Genomic DNA, 17410 nt, shown 5'->3' with positions numbered 1-17410 from the left:
TTGTTGGACCTTTTGCCCGGCCATGCTGCGCGCTCGTTGCGGCAAGTCAACGGTTCATGCTGCGGTGCGGCGCGGGACGCCCATTTTGTGTCAGCGATGTTGCAGCAATGTCGCGGGCGCGTCGGGGTAAGCGTCGAGTACGTCGCCCAGCGCCGCCTCAAGCGGGGCGAGGTGTCGCGCATAGGCGCGCCATTCCTCCGTCCCGTCGCGGTAGATCGGCCGGCGCACCTGCTCGCTGCTCGCGGTCCGCACCGCGCGATCGGTCTTCCAATACTCGAGGCAGGCAGGATCGAACGGCACCCCGACATGGTCGAGCAGCCGGCGCACCTCGGCCTCGGTATCGTCGACCATCCGTTCGTAGATGACGCGGTGGACCTTGCCCGGCATGACCCGGTCGAGGTGCGCCATCAGCGTCACATAGGCGCGGTAATAGCGACCGAGATCGGCGAGGTCGTAGGCGAATTCCTGCCCCTGCGCGAAATGCTGTCGGAAGTTGGAGAAGCAGCAGCCGAGCGGGTGGCGGCGCGCGTCGATGATCGTCGCATTGGGCAACACCAGCCGGATGAACGGCACGTAGAGCCAGTTGTTGGGGAGCTTGTCGATGAACAGCGGGCGCTCGGTCCGCCGCTGGACGCTGGCGCGCCGCAGATATTCCGTTCCAGCGGCCGCGCGTTCGTCCGGCGTCATGGCGGCGAGGCGCTCGGGATAACCCGCCGTCCGCGCTACCGCGGGTAGGTCGGGAAGCTCGCTCGTTCCCTCGATCAGCGGGTGCGAGGCGAGGATCTGTTCGACCAGCGTCGAGCCCGCGCGCGGCATGCCGACGACGAAGATCGGGTCGCGCGCCGCGTTGCCCCCGGCGGCCCTGATGAGCTCGCCGGTGAAGCTCGACACGAGCCGCTCGACCATCTTTTCCATCTCGTCGATCCGCGGCGGGTGGAAGCGGCGGCGGCGCGCGTTGGCGGCCTCGTAATGGGCGAAGGCGTCGTCGGGCTGCTTCGCGTCGTGGAGCGCCTTGCCGAGCGCGAAGTCGAGGTGCCAGCGGTCCTCCTCGCGCAGATCGTCGCGCGCCAGCGCCGCGCGCATCGCGTCGATGTCGTCGGCGTCGAAGCGCACGGTCTTAAGATTGGCGAGGCTCCACCAGGCTTCGCCGAGCGTCGGTTGCCGCGCGATCGCCTCGCGATAGGCGGCGATCCCCTCCTCCTGCCGCCCGATCGTCTTGAGCATATGCCCGTAGCTGGTCCACAGCCGCGGCTGCGCCGGGGCACGGGCGAGCACCTCTTCGTAAAGCGCGATCGCCGCCTCGAAATCGCCCAGCCGGGCCAGCGTCGCCGCCTTGAGGTTCTTGTGCCCGAGATTGTCGGGCTCGCGCTCGAACAGCGGCTCGAGCAGCTCGAACGCCTCGGCGGGACGGCCGAGCCGCCCGAGCACCATCGCGAGGTTGGAGCGCGCCGCGTCGAACCCGGGTGCGATCTCGAGCGCGCGGCGGAGCAGCGCCTCGCTGTCCCTCAGCCGTCCGATCCGCGCCGCCAGCTCGGCGAGCATGCGGATCGCGAACACGTCGAACGGGTCGTCCTTCAGGTGCGGCTTGAGCAGCCGCTCAGCGACGTCGAGCCGGTTCTCGTTCATCGCGCGCGCCGCCTCGATCAGGCGCGGGTGATAGCGGGAGGCGGCGGACGGCGCGGTCATGCCGCGACGCTAGCGGCTCGACCGCCCTTCCCGCAATCGGGCTGGACAGCCACGATCGGTTGTCCGATGAAACCGAGATGATCTATTTCGAAGATCTCGAGGTCGGCGCCGAGACTGAGTTCGGCCATTACGACGTGACCCGCGAGGAAGTGCTCGAATTCGCGCGCAAATATGACCCGCAGCCGTTCCACCTCAGCGACGAGGCGGCGGCGAAGACTCATTTCGGCCGAATCGCCGCGTCGGGCTGGCACAGCTGCGCGATGACCATGGCGGTGATCGCCCGCCACGTCGTCGCCGACGAGCAGGCGGGGCTCGGCTCGCCGGGCATCGACGAGTTGCGCTGGCTCAAGCCGGTCTATCCCGGCGACCGGCTGACCGTCAGCGGGCGGATCGTCGACAAGACCCCGTCGCGATCCAAGCCCGAGATCGGCAGCGTGCGGACCGCGACGACGGTCCGCAACCAGGATGGGGTCCCGGTGCTGACCTTCACCTCGATCGTGCTGATGCGACGGCGGCCGGAGCGGACCCCGGCCGCCTGATCGGCCTAGTTCGGGCGGTGGTGCCGGAAGCCCGGCGGCGGCCCGCCCTCGGTGGCGGCGGGACGCGACGTACCCTCGCTCGCCTGCGCCCGGCGATTCGGCCAGGCCCGCTCCCCGCCGTCGCGCGGCATGGTCGAAGTCGACGGCGCGGTCATGACCTGCGGACGGCGGAAGCCGGTCCAGTTCTCCTGCGTCTGGACGCCCTGCGCCGTGGTGCCGCCACTGGCGCGCGACTGGGCGAGCGCGCGGTCACGAACCCGCTGCCAGAACCGGCGCTGGTCGTCGTTCATGTCGTGACGCCGATGGTCGCGGTCGTACACGTAATAACCGGTGCCGGGGTAGTAATAGCCGCCGTACCAGCCGAAGCCGCCACCGTAGCCATAGGGCGAGCCATAGCCGTAATCATAGGGCGAGCCATAGCCGTAGGGCGACCCGTAGCCGTAGGGCGAGTCGTAGCCGTAGCCACCGTACATCCCGCCGTAGGGCGAGCCATAATCATAGCCGATGCCGACGCCGGTGCCGAAGCCGCCATAGGCGCAGCCGCCGAGCGAGACGCCCGCGACCGCGGTGAGGGCCAAGAGTTTGAGACGCATACTGAGATCCTGTTCCTGATCCGTTGGGAACGCGCACGATGCGACTTTATTACTCACAACGCAAGCCGCTGTAGGCAAAGGACAATTTCGGGCGGCTAGGGACCGCCGAACGCGATCAGGCTGGCGGTGTCGATCCCCGCGGCGGCAAGCGCCGCGCCGCCGCCGAGGTCGGGCAGGTCGACGATGAAACGCGCGCCGACAACTACACCGCCCGCGCGCCTGACCAGCCGCGCCGCCGCCAGCGCGGTCCCGCCGGTGGCAAGCAGGTCGTCGACCACCAGCACGCGCTGGCCGCCGGTCACCGCGTCGACGTGCATCGCCAGCCGGTCGCGGCCATATTCGAGCGCATAATCCTCGGCGATCGTCTCGCCCGGCAGCTTGCCGTCCTTGCGCACCAGCAGCATCCCCGCGCCGAGCCGGACTGCCAGCGCGCCGCCGATCGCGAAGCCGCGCGCCTCGATCCCCGCGACGAGGTCGACCGGGCGGTTGACGGTCGCCGCAAGCAACTCGACCGCGTCGGCGAGGCCGGCGCGGTCGAGCAGTAACGTCGTAATGTCGCGGAACGCGATCCCCGGCTTGGGAAAGTCGGGGATCGTCCGGATCAGCGCCTTCAGCGCCTCCGCGTTCAGCTGGCGACCCCGGCCTTCTTGCGGGCGCGGGTCGTCTTTTCCTTCGTCTCCGGGTCGAGCGGCCCGATTGGCGCGACCGGGGCGTATTTCACGCTCCGCCACGTTTCCTTGTAGGCGAAAAAGCCGAGCAGCGAACCGATGACCAGGATCGCCAGCGCGACCAGCCCGTAGCGGTGACGCTCCTCGAGCTTGGGCTCGGCGGTCCACACCAGGAAGGCGGACACGTCGCGCGCCATCTGGTCGACCGTCGGCTTCGGGTTGCCCGGCGCGTAGGTCACCTGCCCGTCCTGGGTCAGCGGCTGCGGCATCGCCAGGTTGAGGTTGGCGAAATAGGGATTGAAGTAGAGCCCGTCCGGCGTCTTGGCGTCGGGGAACTTCTTCAGCAGCAGCTCGCCCTTCGGGTTCTTGAAGGTCGCCTCGTCGGTGTAGCCGGTCAGCAGCGAGTGGACGTAGGCCGCCCCGCCCTCGCGCGCCTTGGTGATCAGCGACAGGTCGGGCGGATTGCCCTGCCCCGGGTAATAGACCGTCGGGAAGCGGTCCGACGGGAGATTGTCGCGGGTGCCCGCGTCGCCGGTCTTCTCGTCCTTGGTCGGCTGCTTGTTCGCCCACTGCTTGGCGATCGCCTTTACCTCGGCGTCGCTGTAGCCGATCTCCTTGAGGTCACGGAAGGCGACCTGGTGGAGGTTGTGGCAGTTCGAGCAGACTTCCTTGTAGATCTGGAAGCCGCGCTGCAGCTGGCGGTTGTCGAACTTGCCGAACGGCCCGTCCGAGGCGAGGTGCAGCGGCTTGGACGCGAGGTGGAATTCCTCCGACGCGGTCGGCTCGGCCGGCGACTTGATCGCCGCCGCGCCGTTCACGACGAACGCGAGAAGCGCCATGCCGGCGAAGAACAAGCCGACCAGAAATGCGATGATGCGGACCATGTGCCCTTCGTCCTTATTCGGCCGCCACGGGCGCCGTCTTGGCGAGCCCATAGGGTGTATCGTCGTTGTGGCCGCTCTTGAGCACCGCTTCCGAGATGGAATTGGGCAGCGGCAGGGTCCGCTCGAACTTGCTGATCAGCGGGAGGATGATCAGGAAGTGGGCGAAATAATAGGCCGCGGCGATCTGCCCGAGCGCGATATGGACCGGGCTGATCTCGGCGCCGCCGATGTAGCCGAGCAGGAACACGTCCGCCACCAGCAGCCAGAAGAAGCGCTTGTAGACCGGGCGGTAGTTGCTCGAGCGGACCGGCGAACGGTCGAGCCACGGCAGGAAGAACAGCAGCAGGATCGAGCCGAACATCGCAAGCACGCCGAGCAGCTTGGCCGGGGCGAGCGTCGCCACGCCCGGGATACCGAAATCGACCGTGAAGCTGCGCAGGATCGCGTAGAACGGCCAGAAATACCATTCGGGAACAATGTGCGCGGGGGTCGAGAGCGGGTTGGCCGGGATGTAGTTGTCCGGATGGCCGAGCGCGTTCGGCATGAAGTAGAGGAAAGTGGCGTAGACCGCGAGGAACGCGCCGATGAACCAGCCGTCCTTGGCCGTGTAATAGGGGTGGAACGGCAGCGTGTCCTTTTCGCTCTTCACGTCGACCCCGGTGGGGTTGTTCGACCCCGGGATGTGCAGCGCCCAGATGTGCAGGATCACGGTCCCGAGGATCACGAACGGCAGCAGGTAGTGAAGCGAGAAGAAGCGAGTCAGCGCGGCCTGGTCGGGCGCGTAGCCGCCGAGCAGCCAGATCCGGATCGGGTCGCCGACCAGCGGGAAGGCGCTGAAAAAGCCGGTGATGACCTGCGCGCCCCAGTAGCTCATCTGACCCCACGGCAGGACATAGCCCATGAAGGCGGTCGCCATCATCAGAAGGTAGATGACGAGGCCGAGCATCCACACCATCTCGCGCGGCGCCTTGTACGAGCCGTAGTAGAGCCCGCGGAAAATGTGGAAATAGACCGCGACGAAGAAGAAGCTCGCCCCGTTCATGTGCGCGTAGCGGATGAACCAGCCGCCGTTGACGTCGCGCATGATGTGCTCGACGCTGTTGAACGCGCCGTCGGCGTAGCTGTAATAGTGCATCGCGAGCACGATGCCGCTGACGATCTGGATCATCAGCATCACGCCGCTCAGCACGCCGAAATTCCACATGAAGTTCAGGTTGCGGGGCACCGGGTAGCCGCCGCCGACCGCGCCGTAGACGAGGCGGGGGAGCGGCAGGCGATCGTCCATCCACTTGCCCAGCGGGGACTTGGGTTCATAGGCCTTGGCCCAGGCGAAACTCATGATCCTATGCTCCCCTTAGCCAATCTTGACCACGGTGGGTGACGAGAAACTATAGTCGGGCACCTGCAGGTTCTTCGGCGCCGGGCCTTTGCGGATCCGCGCCGCGGTGTCGTAGGCCGAGCCGTGGCACGGGCAGAAATAGCCGCCGAACGGGCCGCGGTTCTCGCCCTCGCCGGTCCCGAGCGGGACGCAGCCGAGGTGGGTGCACACGCCCATCGTGATCAGCCAGTTCTGCTTGCCCGGCTTGGTCCGCTCGGCCAGCGTCTGCGGATCGCGCAGCGACGAGATGTCGACCGCGTTCGCTTCCTGGATTTCCTTCGGCGTCAGGTTGCGGATGAACACCGGCTGCTTGCGCCAGCTGGTCTTGATCGCCTGCCCCGGCTGGATCGCCGAAATGTCAACCTCGATCGAGGCGAGCGCGCGCACTTCGGCATCGGGGCTCATCTGCGTGACCAGCGGGACCGCCACGGCGGCGACCCCGACCCCGGCGAAGCTCACCGCGGCAATGTTGAGGACGTCGCGGCGGCGAAGGCTGTGATCAGCCTCGATCGCCGCTGCGTTATTTTCTTCGAGCGTGGCCATGCGCACCCTTGGCAATGGTTGGACGTGCCGGACTGGCACGAGTGACGAAACGATAGCGCCCGACGGTGCCCCCGCGGACGATTGGCGGGCCTGATAGCGCCTCGTCCCGCCCTTGCAAACGGCAAAATTGCGGACGCTTGCGGCCATCCCTTCCACTGCCTAAGCGAGGCGGCGATGCGGATCGTGCTGTTCGAACCCGAAATCGCCGGCAACGTCGGCGCGGTGATGCGGCTCGGCGCGTGCCTTGGCGCCCCGGTCGACCTGATCGAGCCGATGGGGTTTGAATGGGACGACCGCCGGGTCCGCCGCACCGCGATGGACTATATCGACCATGTCGAGGTGACCCGCTTCGCCTCGTGGGGGGCTTGGAGCACCGGCCGGAAAGGACGGCGGATCCTGTTCACGACCAGGGGGCTGGCCTCGCCCTACGACTTCGCCTTCGCGCCCGACGACAATCTGGTGTTCGGCAAGGAAAGCGCCGGCGTGTCGGCCCATGTCGCCTTGTCCGTGGACGAGCGGCTGCGAATCCCGATCCGCCGCGAGGTCCGCTCGCTCAATCTTGCCACCTCGGTGACCCTCGCCCTCGGCGAGGCACTTCGCCAGACACAGGGTCTTCCCGAATGAAGCCGCTCGACGATCAGCAACAGGCCGCCCGCGACTGGTTCGAAAGCCTCCGCGACCGGATCACCGCCGCGTTCGAGGCGATCGAGCGCGAGGCAGGGAGCCACGCGGCGTTCGAGTATATTCCGTGGGACCGGACCGAGGAGGACGGCACGCCCGGCGGAGGCGGCGTCCGCGGCCAGATGAAGGGCAAGGTGTTCGAAAAGGTCGGGGTCAACGTCTCGACCGTCGGCGGCCGGTTCAGTCCCGAGTTCGCCAAGGCGATCCCCGGCGCCGAGGAGGACCCGAGCTTCTTCGCGACCGGGATCAGCCTGGTCGCGCACATGGCCAACCCGCACGTCCCCGCGGTGCACATGAACACCCGCTTCCTGTGCACGACCCGGCGCTGGTTCGGCGGCGGCGCCGATCTCAACCCGGCGATTGCCTACGACGAGGACACCGAAGCGTTCCACGCCCGGCTCCGTGCCGCCTGCGCCGCGCACGACCCGACCTATTACGAACGCTACGCCAAGTGGGCCGAAGAGTATTTCTGGCTTCCGCATCGAGGTGTCGCGCGCGGGGTCGGCGGAATCTTCTACGACCGGCTGTTCGCCGAGGCGCCGCTGTTCGAGCCGCATTTCGCCTTCACCCGCGACGTCGGCGAGGCGTTCCTCGACGCTTTCCCCGCGATCGTCCGCAAGCGGATGGAGCAGGCCTTCGACGATTCGGATGTCGAGAGGCTGCTCGAATTTCGCGGGCGCTACGTCGAGTTCAACCTGCTCTACGACCGCGGCACCACCTTCGGGCTCAAGACCGGGGGCAATGTCGACGCGATCCTGATGAGCCTGCCGCCGCTGGCGCGCTGGGCCTAGGCCGCGCCCCAGCTGTCACCGGCGGTCGCATTGGCCTGCGCGTAAAGCCGCGCAGTCATGACCCCGTTGATGACCGCGACCCCCATCTGCACCAGCCCCACCAGCAGGCCGCCGACCAGCGCCGCGGGGCTCAGCGAGGTCACCGGCCCGAGCAGCAGGCCGATGGCGGGGGCGACGATCCCCGTGACGACGTAAAGCGAGACGAGCACCGTCGCGCCGAACAACAGCAGGAAGGCGAGGATCCGCAGCAGGTTGCCGCGCGACAGCGCGAAGGCGCGGCGAAGCAGGACGACCGGGCCGCCGCGCTCGTTCATCGCCGTCGGCGTGATCATGATCACGCGCGCACCGAACCAGACGAACAGGACGACAGTCACGAACAGCACCAGCGCGGAGGCGGGGTTGGTCGCCAGCGCTTGCGGGCTCGGCGTGGCGCCGACCAGCGCGACGAGCAGGATCGACAGGATGACAACCGCCGGGGCGATGACCAGCAGCATCGCCCCGAACAGCGGCCAGATGCGCCGCGACGCCAGCGCCAGCGCCCCGCCTGCGCTCTCACCCGGACGGAGCGCGAGGCGGGTTAACGCAAGCTGGCCGACGAGCATGACCAGCGTCAGGACGAAATTGAGCAGCGACAACCAGATCGGCGGCGACGCGGCCGCGCCGGCGCTGGGGGCGACCGATTCGATCAGCGCCGCGGGAAGTGCGATCAGCGCGAGCGCGACCGCCCACACAATCCGCCCCTCGGCGCCGAGGAAGGCGAGGCTCTCGGTCCACGCCTGTCCGATCGAAATCTTTCGCACCCTGTCCTCCCGCTTTACGCCAGCCTTAGCGCCGCGGCCGAGCTTGGCAATCGCCCTCGCCTCGCCCATCTGGCAGCCACGATGGAGATCGACGGCGTCGAATGGCGGGTCAGCCCCGGCCTCACCCCCTACCCGTCCGCGCTGACGGCGATGGAGGAACGCGCCGCCGCGGTCCGCGCGGACAGCGCGCGCGAGCTCGCGTGGCTACTCGAGCATCCGCCGCTGTTCACCGCGGGGACCAGCGCCGACCCGGCCGAACTCTACAATCCGCTGGGCTTCCCGGTGTTCGAGGCGGGGCGCGGCGGGCGCTACACCTATCACGGCCCCGGCCAGCGAGTGGTCTATCTCGTGCTCGACCTCGAGAAGCGCGGCAAGGACATCCGCAACTTCGTCCACGCGCTCGAAGGCTGGATGATCGCCTCGCTCGCCCGGCTGGGGGTCGAGGCGCGGCGCGAGCCGGGGCGGATCGGCATCTGGACCGGCAAGGGGGCCGACGAGGCCAAGATCGGCGCGATCGGCGTCCGCGTCCGCCGCTGGGTCACGATGCACGGGCTGTCGATCAACGTCGCCCCCGACCTGTCGCATTTCGGCGGAATCGTGCCGTGCGGAATCGCCGATTACGGTGTGACCAGCCTCGACAGGCTTGGAACATCGGCGACGCTTGAGACGTTAGATCATTTCCTGGAGGCCGAATTCCCGCCGTTTCTCAACGCCTTGTCCGAAATTGGACAAAAAAGTTGAGGCTTTGCGCCCGTGCCTCTATGGTGCCGCCCGATTTGTGATGCGGGGCAACACCGTAGCAGATCCAATTATCAAGGGAGTTTAGAATGCGTGCTCTTATCCTGGTCGCCACGGCGGCCCTGGCGGTTTCGGCTTGCAGCAAGAACGAAGCCGCTGAAAACACCATGAACGTTGACGCGACGCTCACCACCGAGAACGCCGCCGCCAACGACACCACCGCCGTCGACGCGACCGCCAATGCGGACGCCAACATGGCGATGGATGCCAACATGTCGATGAACGCGTCGAACACGATGTCGAACAACGCCATGTAATCGACTTCCTCCGGGTTCGCCCGGCGGAAAATCGATGCATGAAGGGCCGCCGGAGCGATCCGGCGGCCCTTTTCGCATGGGACGATCAGGGCAGCCCGAGCAGCTTGTGGGTCTGCAGGCTGAGCCGCCATCGCGGCCGCGCCATGACCAGCGCGATCGACGCTGCCACCGCCGCCTCGCGCTTGGCACAATCCATCGGCTGGACGAGGAAGTTGGCGAAGTCCCAGCGTTCCAGCGCTTCGGGATCGATCCCTTCCTGCGGCCAGACCAGCTTGAGCTCGTCGCCCGACCGCTGCACCACCTCGCTCCCCGCCTTGGGACTGACGCACAGCCAGTCGATTCCGGCGAGCGCGGGCAGCGTGCCGTTGCTTTCGACCGCGACGCGGAAACCGCGGGCGTGGAGCCCGCCCAGCAGGGGCGCATCGAGCTGGAGCATCGGCTCGCCCCCGGTAATCACTACCAGTCGCTCGCCCTCGCCGTCGCCCCACGCGGCCGCGACCGCCTCGGCGAGCGCCTCGGCGTCGGCGAACTTGCCCCCGCCCGGACCGTCGGTCCCGACGAAATCGGTGTCGCAGAAGCGGCAGATCGCGCTTGCCCGGTCGGCCTCGCGCCCGCTCCACAGGTTGCAGCCGGCAAAGCGCAGGAACACTGCGCGCGCGCCGGCCTGCATCCCCTCGCCCTGGAGCGTGAGGAATATTTCCTTGACCGCGTAGCTCATTTTCCGGGCGCGTAGCGGGTCGGGTCGGGCAGCCCCGCGTCGGTGAACCCTTTCGCCCGCAACCGGCAGGCGTCGCATTCCCCGCAAGCCCCGCCGTCGGCGGCGGGGTCGTAGCAGCTGTGGCTGAGCCCGGCGTCGAGCCCGAGCCGTGCCGCCTCGTGCGCGATGTCGGCCTTTGTGAGGTGAAGCAGCGGCGCGTGGACGGTGAAGCGGTCGCCCTCGACCCCCGCCTTGGTCGCGCGGTTGGCGAGCTCCTCGAACGCCTCGACGAAGGCGGGGCGGCAATCGGGATATCCCGAATAGTCGAGCGCGTTGACCCCGACGAACAGGTCGCGCGCCCCCGCCGCCTCGGCCCAGGCGAGCGCGAGGCTGAGGAAGACGGTGTTGCGCGCGGGGACGTAGGTCACCGGGATCCCGCCGTCGCCCTCGGCGCCGACCCCATCCTTGGGCACGGCGATGCTGTCGTCGGTCAGCGCCGACCCGCCGAACGCGCTAAGGTCGAGCGGCAGGACGATATGGCGCAGCGCAAGATCGGCGGCGATCCGCCGCGCCGCGTCGAGTTCGACCCGGTGGCGCTGGCGATAGTCGACGGTCAAAGCGAGCACGTCATATCCCGCCTCGCGCGCGAGACCCGCGCAGACCATCGAGTCGAGCCCGCCCGACAAGAGGACGACGGCCTGCCTCGCGCTCACAGCTTCACCCCGAGGCGCGGCATCGCCCAGAAGAACAGGGCGTAGAGCGCCAGCGTCAGCGCGACCGACATTCCCAACGCGATCCAGAAGCCGACGCCCGCGCGCATCAGCCCGGGCAGGACGAAGAACAAGGGGAGCGAGGGCAGGATGAACAGCGCGATCCCGGTCGACAGCTGGCCGACCTTCGCCGGGTCGCGCGTATCGACCCACAGCAGCGAGATCGCCAGCAGCGAGGTCAGCGGCAGGCTGGCGAGCAGCCCGCCCCAGCCGGGATGGCGCTTTGCCACTACCGTGACCAGCGCCACCGTCAGGCCCGAAAAGGCCGCCTTCGCCAGAAAACCGAACATGCGCCGCGCCTTAGCCGCGCCCGTCACCAAAAAGAAGGGCCGCTGGCCCAGTGACGGGAGCGGCCCGAGTTACGAACGGACGGACCGCTCGTCAGGGAGGAAAGCGTGCTTCCTCAAAAGCACGTGATATTCCTACGTCGAACAAGGTAAACGCCAGCTTAATGCGGCGCGCAGGCCCCGTCGCGACGGGCATGAAGCGTGTACTGAAAGGGATAGCCGCCCGAGATCCCCTGGGTCGCGATGCGCAGCGTGCGCGGGGTCAGCACCTCGATGTCGCTGCGGCCGAACGCGCCGTCGGCGCAGGTGAACTGGACCACGACCTTGTTGCCGCTGTCGCTCAGGACGACTCGCGAGCAGCGGCCGCCGCGATGCTCCCACTGGGCAAGCTGCATCGGGTCGGCGATGCAAACCTTGGTCGCGTCGTGCCCGTCGGCCGACTTGCCGACTTCCCACGCGCCGCCGTCGACGCCCGCGAGCGCGCCGGGGCTTGAGCCGGCCGTCAGCAGGGCTGCCGCCGCGATGAGGAAGAGTGACTTCATCGTCCGACTCCTGACCTAGCCCTATTTAGACCCGCCTAATGTCGACTCCAAGACGGTTCATCCGACCGCTTCGGGCTCGACCGGGAAGCTGGTCGCGCAGAATTCGCAGTCGACCCGGATCAGCCCGTCGTCGCCGACCATCGCCGCGCGCTCCTCGGCGGGGAAGCGCGCGAGCACCGAGGCGACATAGGCCGGGTCGCAGCGGCAGCCCTTGGCGAGCGCCAGCGGGGCGAGCGTTCGCACTTCCTCCTCCTCGTGGAGCAGCCGCCAGACGAGATCGTGAAGCGGGAGGGTGCGATCGACCAGCTCGTCGGCAGTGACCGACCCGGTGAGCGTCGCGACATGCGGCCACTCGGGGTGGTCGAGCCGGGTATGGAGCCGCTCGCGCCCCTCCTCGCCGTCGGGCAGGTGCTGGAACATCAGCCCGCCCGCGACCCAGCCCGCTTCGTCCTTTCGCGCGGCGAGGCGGACGATCGAGGGAATCTGCTCCGACTGGGCGAAGAAGCTCTGCGCCGCCTCGGCCAGCCCGATTCCGTCGAGCGGGACGATGCCCTGGTAGCGCTCGTTCGACGCCGGCTGGTCGAAGGTAATCGCCAGATAGCCTTTCCCGAACAGGCCGAACAGCGTCGGGTTCGGCCCGGCCTCGGCCAGTCGCTCGGCATCGTGGCGGATATAGCCGCGCAGCTGCCCGCCGCGATAATCGGTTACCAAGAGGTCGATCACGCCATTCTCGGTCTGCGCCTGGAGCGTCAGCTGGCCGTTCGGGTCCTTGAGCAGTGAGCCGAGCAGCGCGGTCAGCACCAGCGCCTCGGCAAGCAGCGTTTCGAGCACCGGCGGATAGGCGTGGTTGGCGAGGATGGCGTCGAGCGCCGGCCCGAGCCGCGCCACGCGCCCCCGGGCATGGCGCGAGGGAACGGTGACGCCGAGCGCGGCGTCGATCAGGGTCGGCGTGTCGGTCATGCCGCGCAGATGGGCAGCGCGGGGCCCGCTTGCAACCTCAGTCGAGCTTCCCGAACAGCCACAGCAGCAGCGCCTTCTGGGCATGGAGCCGGTTTTCAGCCTCGTCCCACACCACCGAGTTCGGCCCGTCCAGCACCGCGTCGGTCACTTCCTCGCCGCGATGCGCAGGGAGGCAGTGGAGCAGCGTCGCATCGTCCTTCGCGTGCGCCATCATCGCCTCGTCGACCTGGAAGCGCGCGAATGCCTTGCGCCGATAATCCTCGCCGTCCTGCCCCATCGAGGTCCAGGTGTCGGTGACCACCACTTCGGCCCCGGCGATCGCCTCGGCCGGGTCCTCGGTGAAGCAGATCTCGTCGCGGGTCGCGGCCAGCGCCGACATGGTGTCGTCGGGCTCGAACCCGTTGGGGCAGGCTACCGCGAGCGAGAAATGCATCAGGTAGGCAGCCTCGATCAGCGAATTGCAGACGTTGTTGCCGTCGCCGAGCCACGCCCACTTGGTCCCCGCCAGCCGCCCGCGATGTTCGATCACCGTCTGCATATCGGCGAGCAGCTGGCACGGGTGCGACAAGTCGGTCAGCCCGTTGATCACCGGCACGCTGGCATATTCGGCCAGCGCGACCGCCTTGGCGTGGGCGTCGGTGCGGATCATGATGGCGTCGGCGAAGCGGCTGAGCACGCGCGCGGTGTCGGCGATCGTCTCCCCGCGGCCGAGCTGCGACGAGCCCGAATCGAGGATGATCGCGCTGCCGCCGAGCTGGCGCATCGCGAGGTCGAAGCTGACCCGCGTACGGGTCGAGTTCTTCTCGAAGATCATCGCCAGCACATGGCCGGCGAGCGGCGCATCGTCGTCGGGCGCGCCCTTCGGCTTGCCCGCGCGGCGTTGCTTGCGCTCCATCGCCTCGTTGAGCATCAGCGCAACCGCCTCGCCACCCGCGTCGGCGAGGTTGAGGAAATGGCGCGGCCGGGCGGTCATGCCGCTTCGGGGACCTGGTAGGCCGCCGCCGCCTCGCTCAGCTTGCCGACGAATTCCTGGATATGCGCGTCCTCGATCACCAGCGGCGGAAGCACGCGGACGACATTGTCGCCCGCCGCGACCAGCAGGATGCCCTGCGTGCGGAGCCAGGTGACGAAGGCGCGGCTGTCGGTCTTCATCTTGAGCCCGAGCATCAGCCCGACGCCGCGCACCCCTTCGAACAGCTGGTCGTGGTTGCCGATCATCTGCTCGAGCGCGCTGCGCAACCGCTCGCCCTTGGCTCGCACGTCGGCGAGGAACGCCTCGTTCGCGACGATGTCGAACACCGCCTGCCCCGCCGCCATCGCCAGCGGGTTGCCGCCGTAGGTCGAGCCGTGGGTGCCGACGACCATGCCGCGCGCCGCTTTCTCGCTCGCGAGGCAGGCGCCCATCGGGAAGCCGCCGCCGATTCCCTTGGCCGAGGCCATGATGTCGGGGGTCACGCCATAATATTCGTAGGCGTAGAGATAGCCGGTGCGCGCGACCCCGCACTGGACCTCGTCGAACAACAGCATCAGGTCGTTCTCGTCGCAGCATTTGCGCAGCCCGGCGATGAACTCCTTCGACGCCGGGCGGATGCCGCCCTCTCCCTGGATCGGCTCGAGCAGGAAGCCCGCGGTATTGTCGTCGACCGCCGCCAGCGCCGCGTCGAGGTCGTCGAACTGGACGACGTTGAAGCCCGGCAGAAGCGGCGCGAACCCGTCGATCATCTTCGGCTGGTCGGTCGCGCTGATCGTCGCCATCGTTCGCCCATGGAAGGCGTTGTTGAAGGTGATCAGCGTGTTCTTGTGCGGGTTGCCGCCGGCGAAATGATAGCGGCGCGCGGTCTTGATCGCGCATTCGACCGCCTCGACCCCCGAGTTGGTGAAGAACACCGTGTCGGCGAAGGTGAGGTCGCACAAGCGCTTGGCGAACGCCTCGCCCTGCGGTGAGCCGTAGAGATTGGAGACGTGGATCAGCGTCTCGGCCTGCTTCTGGATCGCCTGGGTCAGGTGCGGGTGGCCGTGCCCGAGCAGGTTGACCGCGATGCCGCTGGCGAAATCGAGATATTGTTCGCCATTCTCGCCGTAGAGATAGACCCCCTCCCCTCGGACCGGCCGGACCGGCGAACGGGGATAGACGGGCATCAGCGGCGTAATGGCCATTTGCAGGGACCTCTCATCGGGCGAAAAGGTGAAAAGGCGACCGCAAGGCCGCCTCTTCGCGCCTATAACGAGCGCCGCCCGCGAAGGCAAAAGAAAGGGGCGGGGCCCGATCGAGCCCCGCCCCTCCTTTCGGGTTCGAGCGCTTAGCGGTCGCGCTCGTAGCCGTGGTCGTCCTCGTACCGGTCGTCGCGGCCGTCGCGGTCCCGGTCATAGCTGTTGTAGCCATAGCCGTTGTTGTAGCCGTAGCCGTTGTTGTACCCGTAGCGGCCGTTCATGTCGCGCGCTTCCATGCGCACGCGGCGCTCGAGGCTGGCGAGCTGGTACTCGGCGTTGCGGCGCTCCTGCCAGTTGACGCCGTTATAGGCGGCACGTTGGATCTGGTACTGCAGCCGGATCGCCTGGCGGTCGAGGCCGCGGGCCTCGTTCCACGAAAGCAAACGGCGCGCCGCGAGCTGCTGGATCTGCTGCCGAACCGCCTGGACCCGATACTGCAGGTTCTGCCCGTTGCCGTAGCTGTTGTAGCCATAGCCGTTGTTGTAGCCGTAGCCGCTGTTGTAGCCCTGGTAATATTGGGCCGAGGCCGGCGCGGCGATCGCGACCGTCGAGGCGGCGGCAATGGCGGCGGTGATGAGCAACTTACGCATGATACGCTCTCCTTTGAGCAAGTGATGGCGCCGTTCTAGGCGCGTGCTGCTGGGAGAACGCTGAATGGGGTCGTTAGCTGCCGTTCACGAGGCGAAACGACCTAACTTCTTGATAAAACGAGACGTTGTCCGCGGTTCATCGCGGAAGGCGGGCGAAACCGCGCCTAATTCTTGATCTTCCACCCGCTTTTCAGCAGCGCGTAGCAGGCGGCCGCGAGCGCGGTGTTGAGCACCAGCAGCCCGACCGCGCCGACCATGATCGGCGAGTCGGCCTCGCCGAGGAAGCCGAAGCGGAACCCCGAGATGATATAGAAGAACGGGTTCACATGGCTCACCGCGCGAAACGCGGGGGCCAGCTTGTCGACCGAGTAAAAGGTGCCGCTGAGCAGCGACAGCGGGGTGACGACGAAGTTGGTGACCATCGCCGCCTGGTCGAACTTGTCCGCCCAGATCGAGGTCAGCACGCCGAGGAAGGCGAGCAGCATCGCCCCCATCAGGCCGAACCACGCCACCGCCAGCGGGTGCGCGACCGAGACGTGGACGCCCGGCCACAGCAGCATCACCAGCCAGACCGCGCCGCCGACCAGGAAGGCGCGGCTGACCGCCGCCCCGACCAGCGCCGCGATCAGCTCTCCGGTCGACAGCGGCGGCATCAGATAGTCGACGATCGTCCCCTGCATCTTGCCGACCATCAGGCTGAAGCTCGCGTTGGCGAAGCTGTTCTGGAGCATCCCCATCATGATGAGCCCCGGCGCGATGAAATCGGCGAAGGGCACGCCGAGCACCGTCCGTCCCTGCCGCCCGAGCGCGACGGTAAAGATGACCAGGTAGAGCAGCGTCGTGATCGCGGGGGCCCAGACGGTTTGCATCTTGACCTTGAAGAACCGGCGCACCTCCTTGATATAGAGGGTCCTGAGGCCACCCCAGTTGACGCCCTTGAGGGTGGGGACGCCGGGTTCAGCCCGGACCCAGGAGGATAGCTGGTCGTTCACGCGGAAAGCGCCTATCGGCTGCCGCGCGAACTCGCAACATTTAGGAAGACGGACATCGTGAGCTGGACCGACGAACGGATCGATCGCCTGAAAGCAATGTGGGCCGAGGGCGCGACCGCCAGCCAGATCGCCGACGAGCTCGGCGGGGTCAGCCGCAACGCGGTGATCGGCAAGGCGCACCGCCTCGGGCTCGAGTCGCGCCCCTCGCCGGTCAAGCCTGGCGAAGAAAAGGCCGCGCCCAAGCCCGCCAAGGCGGCCGCGCCTGCCGCTGCGCCGCGCCCGCGCCCGGCCGCGCCCCCGCGCGCCGCCCCCGCCGTGCCGCCGCCGGCCCCCGTCTCGGCCGCGCCCGCTGCCCCCGCCTCGGCGGCGCCGCGCCCCGCGCCCAAGGGCGACCCGGCCGCGATCCAGTATCGCTCGGTCGGCCCCGGCGGCTTCATCCGGCAGGGACCCGGCGACACGCAGGCGCCGATTCCCCCTGCCCCGCCGCGCCGGCTGGTCCCGGCCAAGCCGTCGGCCGAGGTCGCCGACAAGACCAGCCTGCTCGACCTCAACGACCGCGTCTGCCGCTGGCCGATGGGGCATCCGGGCGAGCCCGACTTCCACTTCTGCGGACAGGCGGCCAACCCGGGCTATCCCTATTGCGTCCAGCATTGCGGGGTCGCCTACCAGGCACAACTTCCGCGCCGCGACCGCCGCCCGCCGCCGCCCCTTCCCTACGGCGGCCCGCGCGTCCGCTAGGCCGA

General features: G+C 68.1%; 22 protein-coding genes. 6 read left to right on the top strand and 16 right to left on the bottom strand.

Features of this window, described 5'->3' with window-relative positions; all coding sequences use genetic code 11:
* Positions 1 to 90 precede the first annotated feature (90 nt).
* Complete coding sequence (locus tag ABDK56_RS00340; RefSeq protein ID WP_349806081.1) at positions 91 to 1686, bottom strand: tetratricopeptide repeat-containing sulfotransferase family protein; 1596 nt, start codon at positions 1684 to 1686, stop codon at positions 91 to 93.
* A 77-nt stretch (positions 1687 to 1763) separates the two neighbouring features.
* Between ABDK56_RS00340 and ABDK56_RS00335 the strand changes: the two genes are divergently transcribed.
* Positions 1764 to 2225: a MaoC family dehydratase gene (locus ABDK56_RS00335; protein ID WP_349806079.1), complete on the top strand. Its 462-nt coding sequence runs from the start codon at positions 1764 to 1766 to the stop codon at positions 2223 to 2225.
* 5 nt (positions 2226 to 2230) lie between these two features.
* On the opposite strand, the gene ABDK56_RS00330 is transcribed toward ABDK56_RS00335, so the two are convergent.
* The 5 genes from ABDK56_RS00330 to petA form a co-directional block, all read right to left on the bottom strand.
* Entirely contained in the window at positions 2231 to 2818 is a 588-nt protein-coding gene (locus ABDK56_RS00330) for a hypothetical protein (protein ID WP_349806078.1), read from the bottom strand.
* Between the two features lie 95 nt (positions 2819 to 2913).
* Complete coding sequence (locus tag ABDK56_RS00325) at positions 2914 to 3447, bottom strand: adenine phosphoribosyltransferase (RefSeq protein ID WP_349806789.1); 534 nt, start codon at positions 3445 to 3447, stop codon at positions 2914 to 2916.
* Complete coding sequence (locus tag ABDK56_RS00320) at positions 3444 to 4370, bottom strand: cytochrome c1 (protein ID WP_349806077.1); 927 nt, start codon at positions 4368 to 4370, stop codon at positions 3444 to 3446. The genes ABDK56_RS00325 and ABDK56_RS00320 overlap by 4 nt, the downstream gene beginning before the upstream one ends.
* A 13-nt stretch (positions 4371 to 4383) precedes the next feature.
* Positions 4384 to 5709: a cytochrome b gene (locus tag ABDK56_RS00315; RefSeq protein ID WP_349806076.1), complete on the bottom strand. Its 1326-nt coding sequence runs from the start codon at positions 5707 to 5709 to the stop codon at positions 4384 to 4386.
* Positions 5710 to 5724: 15 nt separating this feature from the next.
* Positions 5725 to 6291, bottom strand: a complete 567-nt coding sequence (petA, locus tag ABDK56_RS00310) for a ubiquinol-cytochrome c reductase iron-sulfur subunit (protein WP_349806074.1) — start codon at positions 6289 to 6291, stop codon at positions 5725 to 5727.
* A 174-nt stretch (positions 6292 to 6465) separates the two neighbouring features.
* Here petA and ABDK56_RS00305 point away from each other — a divergent pair, with 174 nt between their 5' ends.
* Both ABDK56_RS00305 and hemF read left to right on the top strand, forming a co-directional pair.
* Positions 6466 to 6915 (top strand): tRNA (cytidine(34)-2'-O)-methyltransferase, encoded by a 450-nt coding sequence (locus tag ABDK56_RS00305; protein WP_349806072.1) that lies wholly within the window; start codon positions 6466 to 6468, stop codon positions 6913 to 6915.
* On the top strand, positions 6912 to 7763 hold the full coding sequence (gene hemF, locus ABDK56_RS00300; protein ID WP_349806071.1) for an oxygen-dependent coproporphyrinogen oxidase: 852 nt from the start codon (positions 6912 to 6914) through the stop codon (positions 7761 to 7763). The genes ABDK56_RS00305 and hemF overlap by 4 nt, the downstream gene beginning before the upstream one ends.
* Here hemF and ABDK56_RS00295 read toward each other — a convergent pair.
* Entirely contained in the window at positions 7760 to 8563 is an 804-nt protein-coding gene (locus ABDK56_RS00295) for a hypothetical protein (protein WP_349806070.1), read from the bottom strand. The two genes, hemF and ABDK56_RS00295, sit on opposite strands and share 4 nt — an antisense overlap.
* A gap of 81 nt (positions 8564 to 8644) precedes the next feature.
* Here ABDK56_RS00295 and lipB point away from each other — a divergent pair, with 81 nt between their 5' ends.
* Together lipB and ABDK56_RS00285 are read left to right on the top strand one after the other, a co-directional pair.
* Positions 8645 to 9304, top strand: coding sequence for a lipoyl(octanoyl) transferase LipB (gene lipB / locus ABDK56_RS00290; RefSeq protein WP_349806069.1), 660 nt, complete (start codon positions 8645 to 8647; stop codon positions 9302 to 9304).
* An 86-nt stretch (positions 9305 to 9390) separates the two neighbouring features.
* The gene (locus ABDK56_RS00285) at positions 9391 to 9618 is read left to right on the top strand and encodes a hypothetical protein (protein ID WP_349806068.1); all 228 of its coding nucleotides are present in this window, start codon (positions 9391 to 9393) and stop codon (positions 9616 to 9618) included.
* Between the two features lie 85 nt (positions 9619 to 9703).
* On the opposite strand, the gene queE is transcribed toward ABDK56_RS00285, so the two are convergent.
* The 9 genes from queE to ABDK56_RS00240 all read right to left on the bottom strand — a co-directional run bounded on the left by queE (position 9704) and on the right by ABDK56_RS00240 (position 16667).
* A complete protein-coding gene (queE, locus tag ABDK56_RS00280) occupies positions 9704 to 10336 on the bottom strand; it encodes a 7-carboxy-7-deazaguanine synthase (RefSeq protein ID WP_349806067.1) in 633 nt (210 codons plus the stop codon).
* Entirely contained in the window at positions 10333 to 11058 is a 726-nt protein-coding gene (queC, locus tag ABDK56_RS00275; RefSeq protein WP_502959256.1) for a 7-cyano-7-deazaguanine synthase QueC, read from the bottom strand. The genes queE and queC overlap by 4 nt, the downstream gene beginning before the upstream one ends.
* Positions 11025 to 11375: a DUF3147 family protein gene (locus ABDK56_RS00270; RefSeq protein WP_349806065.1), complete on the bottom strand. Its 351-nt coding sequence runs from the start codon at positions 11373 to 11375 to the stop codon at positions 11025 to 11027. The genes queC and ABDK56_RS00270 overlap by 34 nt, the downstream gene beginning before the upstream one ends.
* A 158-nt stretch (positions 11376 to 11533) precedes the next feature.
* Positions 11534 to 11914: a DUF3617 domain-containing protein gene (locus tag ABDK56_RS00265; protein ID WP_349806064.1), complete on the bottom strand. Its 381-nt coding sequence runs from the start codon at positions 11912 to 11914 to the stop codon at positions 11534 to 11536.
* Positions 11915 to 11971: 57 nt separating this feature from the next.
* The gene (gene hslO / locus ABDK56_RS00260) at positions 11972 to 12874 is read right to left on the bottom strand and encodes an Hsp33 family molecular chaperone HslO (protein WP_349806063.1); all 903 of its coding nucleotides are present in this window, start codon (positions 12872 to 12874) and stop codon (positions 11972 to 11974) included.
* Positions 12875 to 12911: 37 nt separating this feature from the next.
* A complete protein-coding gene (gene argF / locus ABDK56_RS00255) occupies positions 12912 to 13847 on the bottom strand; it encodes an ornithine carbamoyltransferase (protein ID WP_349806061.1) in 936 nt (311 codons plus the stop codon).
* Positions 13844 to 15031, bottom strand: a complete 1188-nt coding sequence (locus tag ABDK56_RS00250) for an aspartate aminotransferase family protein (RefSeq protein ID WP_349806060.1) — start codon at positions 15029 to 15031, stop codon at positions 13844 to 13846. The genes argF and ABDK56_RS00250 overlap by 4 nt, the downstream gene beginning before the upstream one ends.
* A 143-nt stretch (positions 15032 to 15174) precedes the next feature.
* The gene (locus ABDK56_RS00245) at positions 15175 to 15675 is read right to left on the bottom strand and encodes a hypothetical protein (RefSeq protein WP_349806059.1); all 501 of its coding nucleotides are present in this window, start codon (positions 15673 to 15675) and stop codon (positions 15175 to 15177) included.
* Positions 15676 to 15839: 164 nt separating this feature from the next.
* Complete coding sequence (locus tag ABDK56_RS00240) at positions 15840 to 16667, bottom strand: ABC transporter permease (RefSeq protein WP_349806058.1); 828 nt, start codon at positions 16665 to 16667, stop codon at positions 15840 to 15842.
* A 57-nt stretch (positions 16668 to 16724) separates the two neighbouring features.
* Between ABDK56_RS00240 and ABDK56_RS00235 the strand changes: the two genes are divergently transcribed.
* On the top strand, positions 16725 to 17405 hold the full coding sequence (locus ABDK56_RS00235) for a GcrA family cell cycle regulator (RefSeq protein WP_349806056.1): 681 nt from the start codon (positions 16725 to 16727) through the stop codon (positions 17403 to 17405).
* Positions 17406 to 17410 lie beyond the last annotated feature (5 nt).

The sequence above is a fragment of the Sphingomonas sp. ASV193 genome (assembly GCF_040203355.1).
Taxonomy (GTDB): Bacteria; Pseudomonadota; Alphaproteobacteria; order Sphingomonadales; family Sphingomonadaceae; genus Sphingomicrobium.
This window is presented reverse-complemented; position numbering and strand designations above follow the sequence as displayed.

Bases quoted from the DNA above. Each gene is read 5' to 3' on its own strand.
- ABDK56_RS00340 (WP_349806081.1), bottom strand. From the start codon at position 1,686: ATGACCGCGCCGTCCGCCGCCTCCCGCTATCACCCGCGCCTGATCGAG.
- ABDK56_RS00335 (WP_349806079.1), top strand. From the start codon at position 1,764: ATGATCTATTTCGAAGATCTCGAGGTCGGCGCCGAGACTGAGTTCGGC.
- ABDK56_RS00330 (WP_349806078.1), bottom strand. From the start codon at position 2,818: ATGCGTCTCAAACTCTTGGCCCTCACCGCGGTCGCGGGCGTCTCGCTC.
- ABDK56_RS00320 (WP_349806077.1), bottom strand. From the start codon at position 4,370: ATGGTCCGCATCATCGCATTTCTGGTCGGCTTGTTCTTCGCCGGCATG.
- ABDK56_RS00315 (WP_349806076.1), bottom strand. From the start codon at position 5,709: ATGAGTTTCGCCTGGGCCAAGGCCTATGAACCCAAGTCCCCGCTGGGC.
- petA (WP_349806074.1), bottom strand. From the start codon at position 6,291: ATGGCCACGCTCGAAGAAAATAACGCAGCGGCGATCGAGGCTGATCAC.
- ABDK56_RS00305 (WP_349806072.1), top strand. From the start codon at position 6,466: ATGCGGATCGTGCTGTTCGAACCCGAAATCGCCGGCAACGTCGGCGCG.
- hemF (WP_349806071.1), top strand. From the start codon at position 6,912: ATGAAGCCGCTCGACGATCAGCAACAGGCCGCCCGCGACTGGTTCGAA.
- lipB (WP_349806069.1), top strand. From the start codon at position 8,645: ATGGAGATCGACGGCGTCGAATGGCGGGTCAGCCCCGGCCTCACCCCC.
- ABDK56_RS00285 (WP_349806068.1), top strand. From the start codon at position 9,391: ATGCGTGCTCTTATCCTGGTCGCCACGGCGGCCCTGGCGGTTTCGGCT.
- queE (WP_349806067.1), bottom strand. From the start codon at position 10,336: ATGAGCTACGCGGTCAAGGAAATATTCCTCACGCTCCAGGGCGAGGGG.
- ABDK56_RS00270 (WP_349806065.1), bottom strand. From the start codon at position 11,375: ATGTTCGGTTTTCTGGCGAAGGCGGCCTTTTCGGGCCTGACGGTGGCG.
- ABDK56_RS00265 (WP_349806064.1), bottom strand. From the start codon at position 11,914: ATGAAGTCACTCTTCCTCATCGCGGCGGCAGCCCTGCTGACGGCCGGC.
- hslO (WP_349806063.1), bottom strand. From the start codon at position 12,874: ATGACCGACACGCCGACCCTGATCGACGCCGCGCTCGGCGTCACCGTT.
- argF (WP_349806061.1), bottom strand. From the start codon at position 13,847: ATGACCGCCCGGCCGCGCCATTTCCTCAACCTCGCCGACGCGGGTGGC.
- ABDK56_RS00250 (WP_349806060.1), bottom strand. From the start codon at position 15,031: ATGGCCATTACGCCGCTGATGCCCGTCTATCCCCGTTCGCCGGTCCGG.
- ABDK56_RS00245 (WP_349806059.1), bottom strand. From the start codon at position 15,675: ATGCGTAAGTTGCTCATCACCGCCGCCATTGCCGCCGCCTCGACGGTC.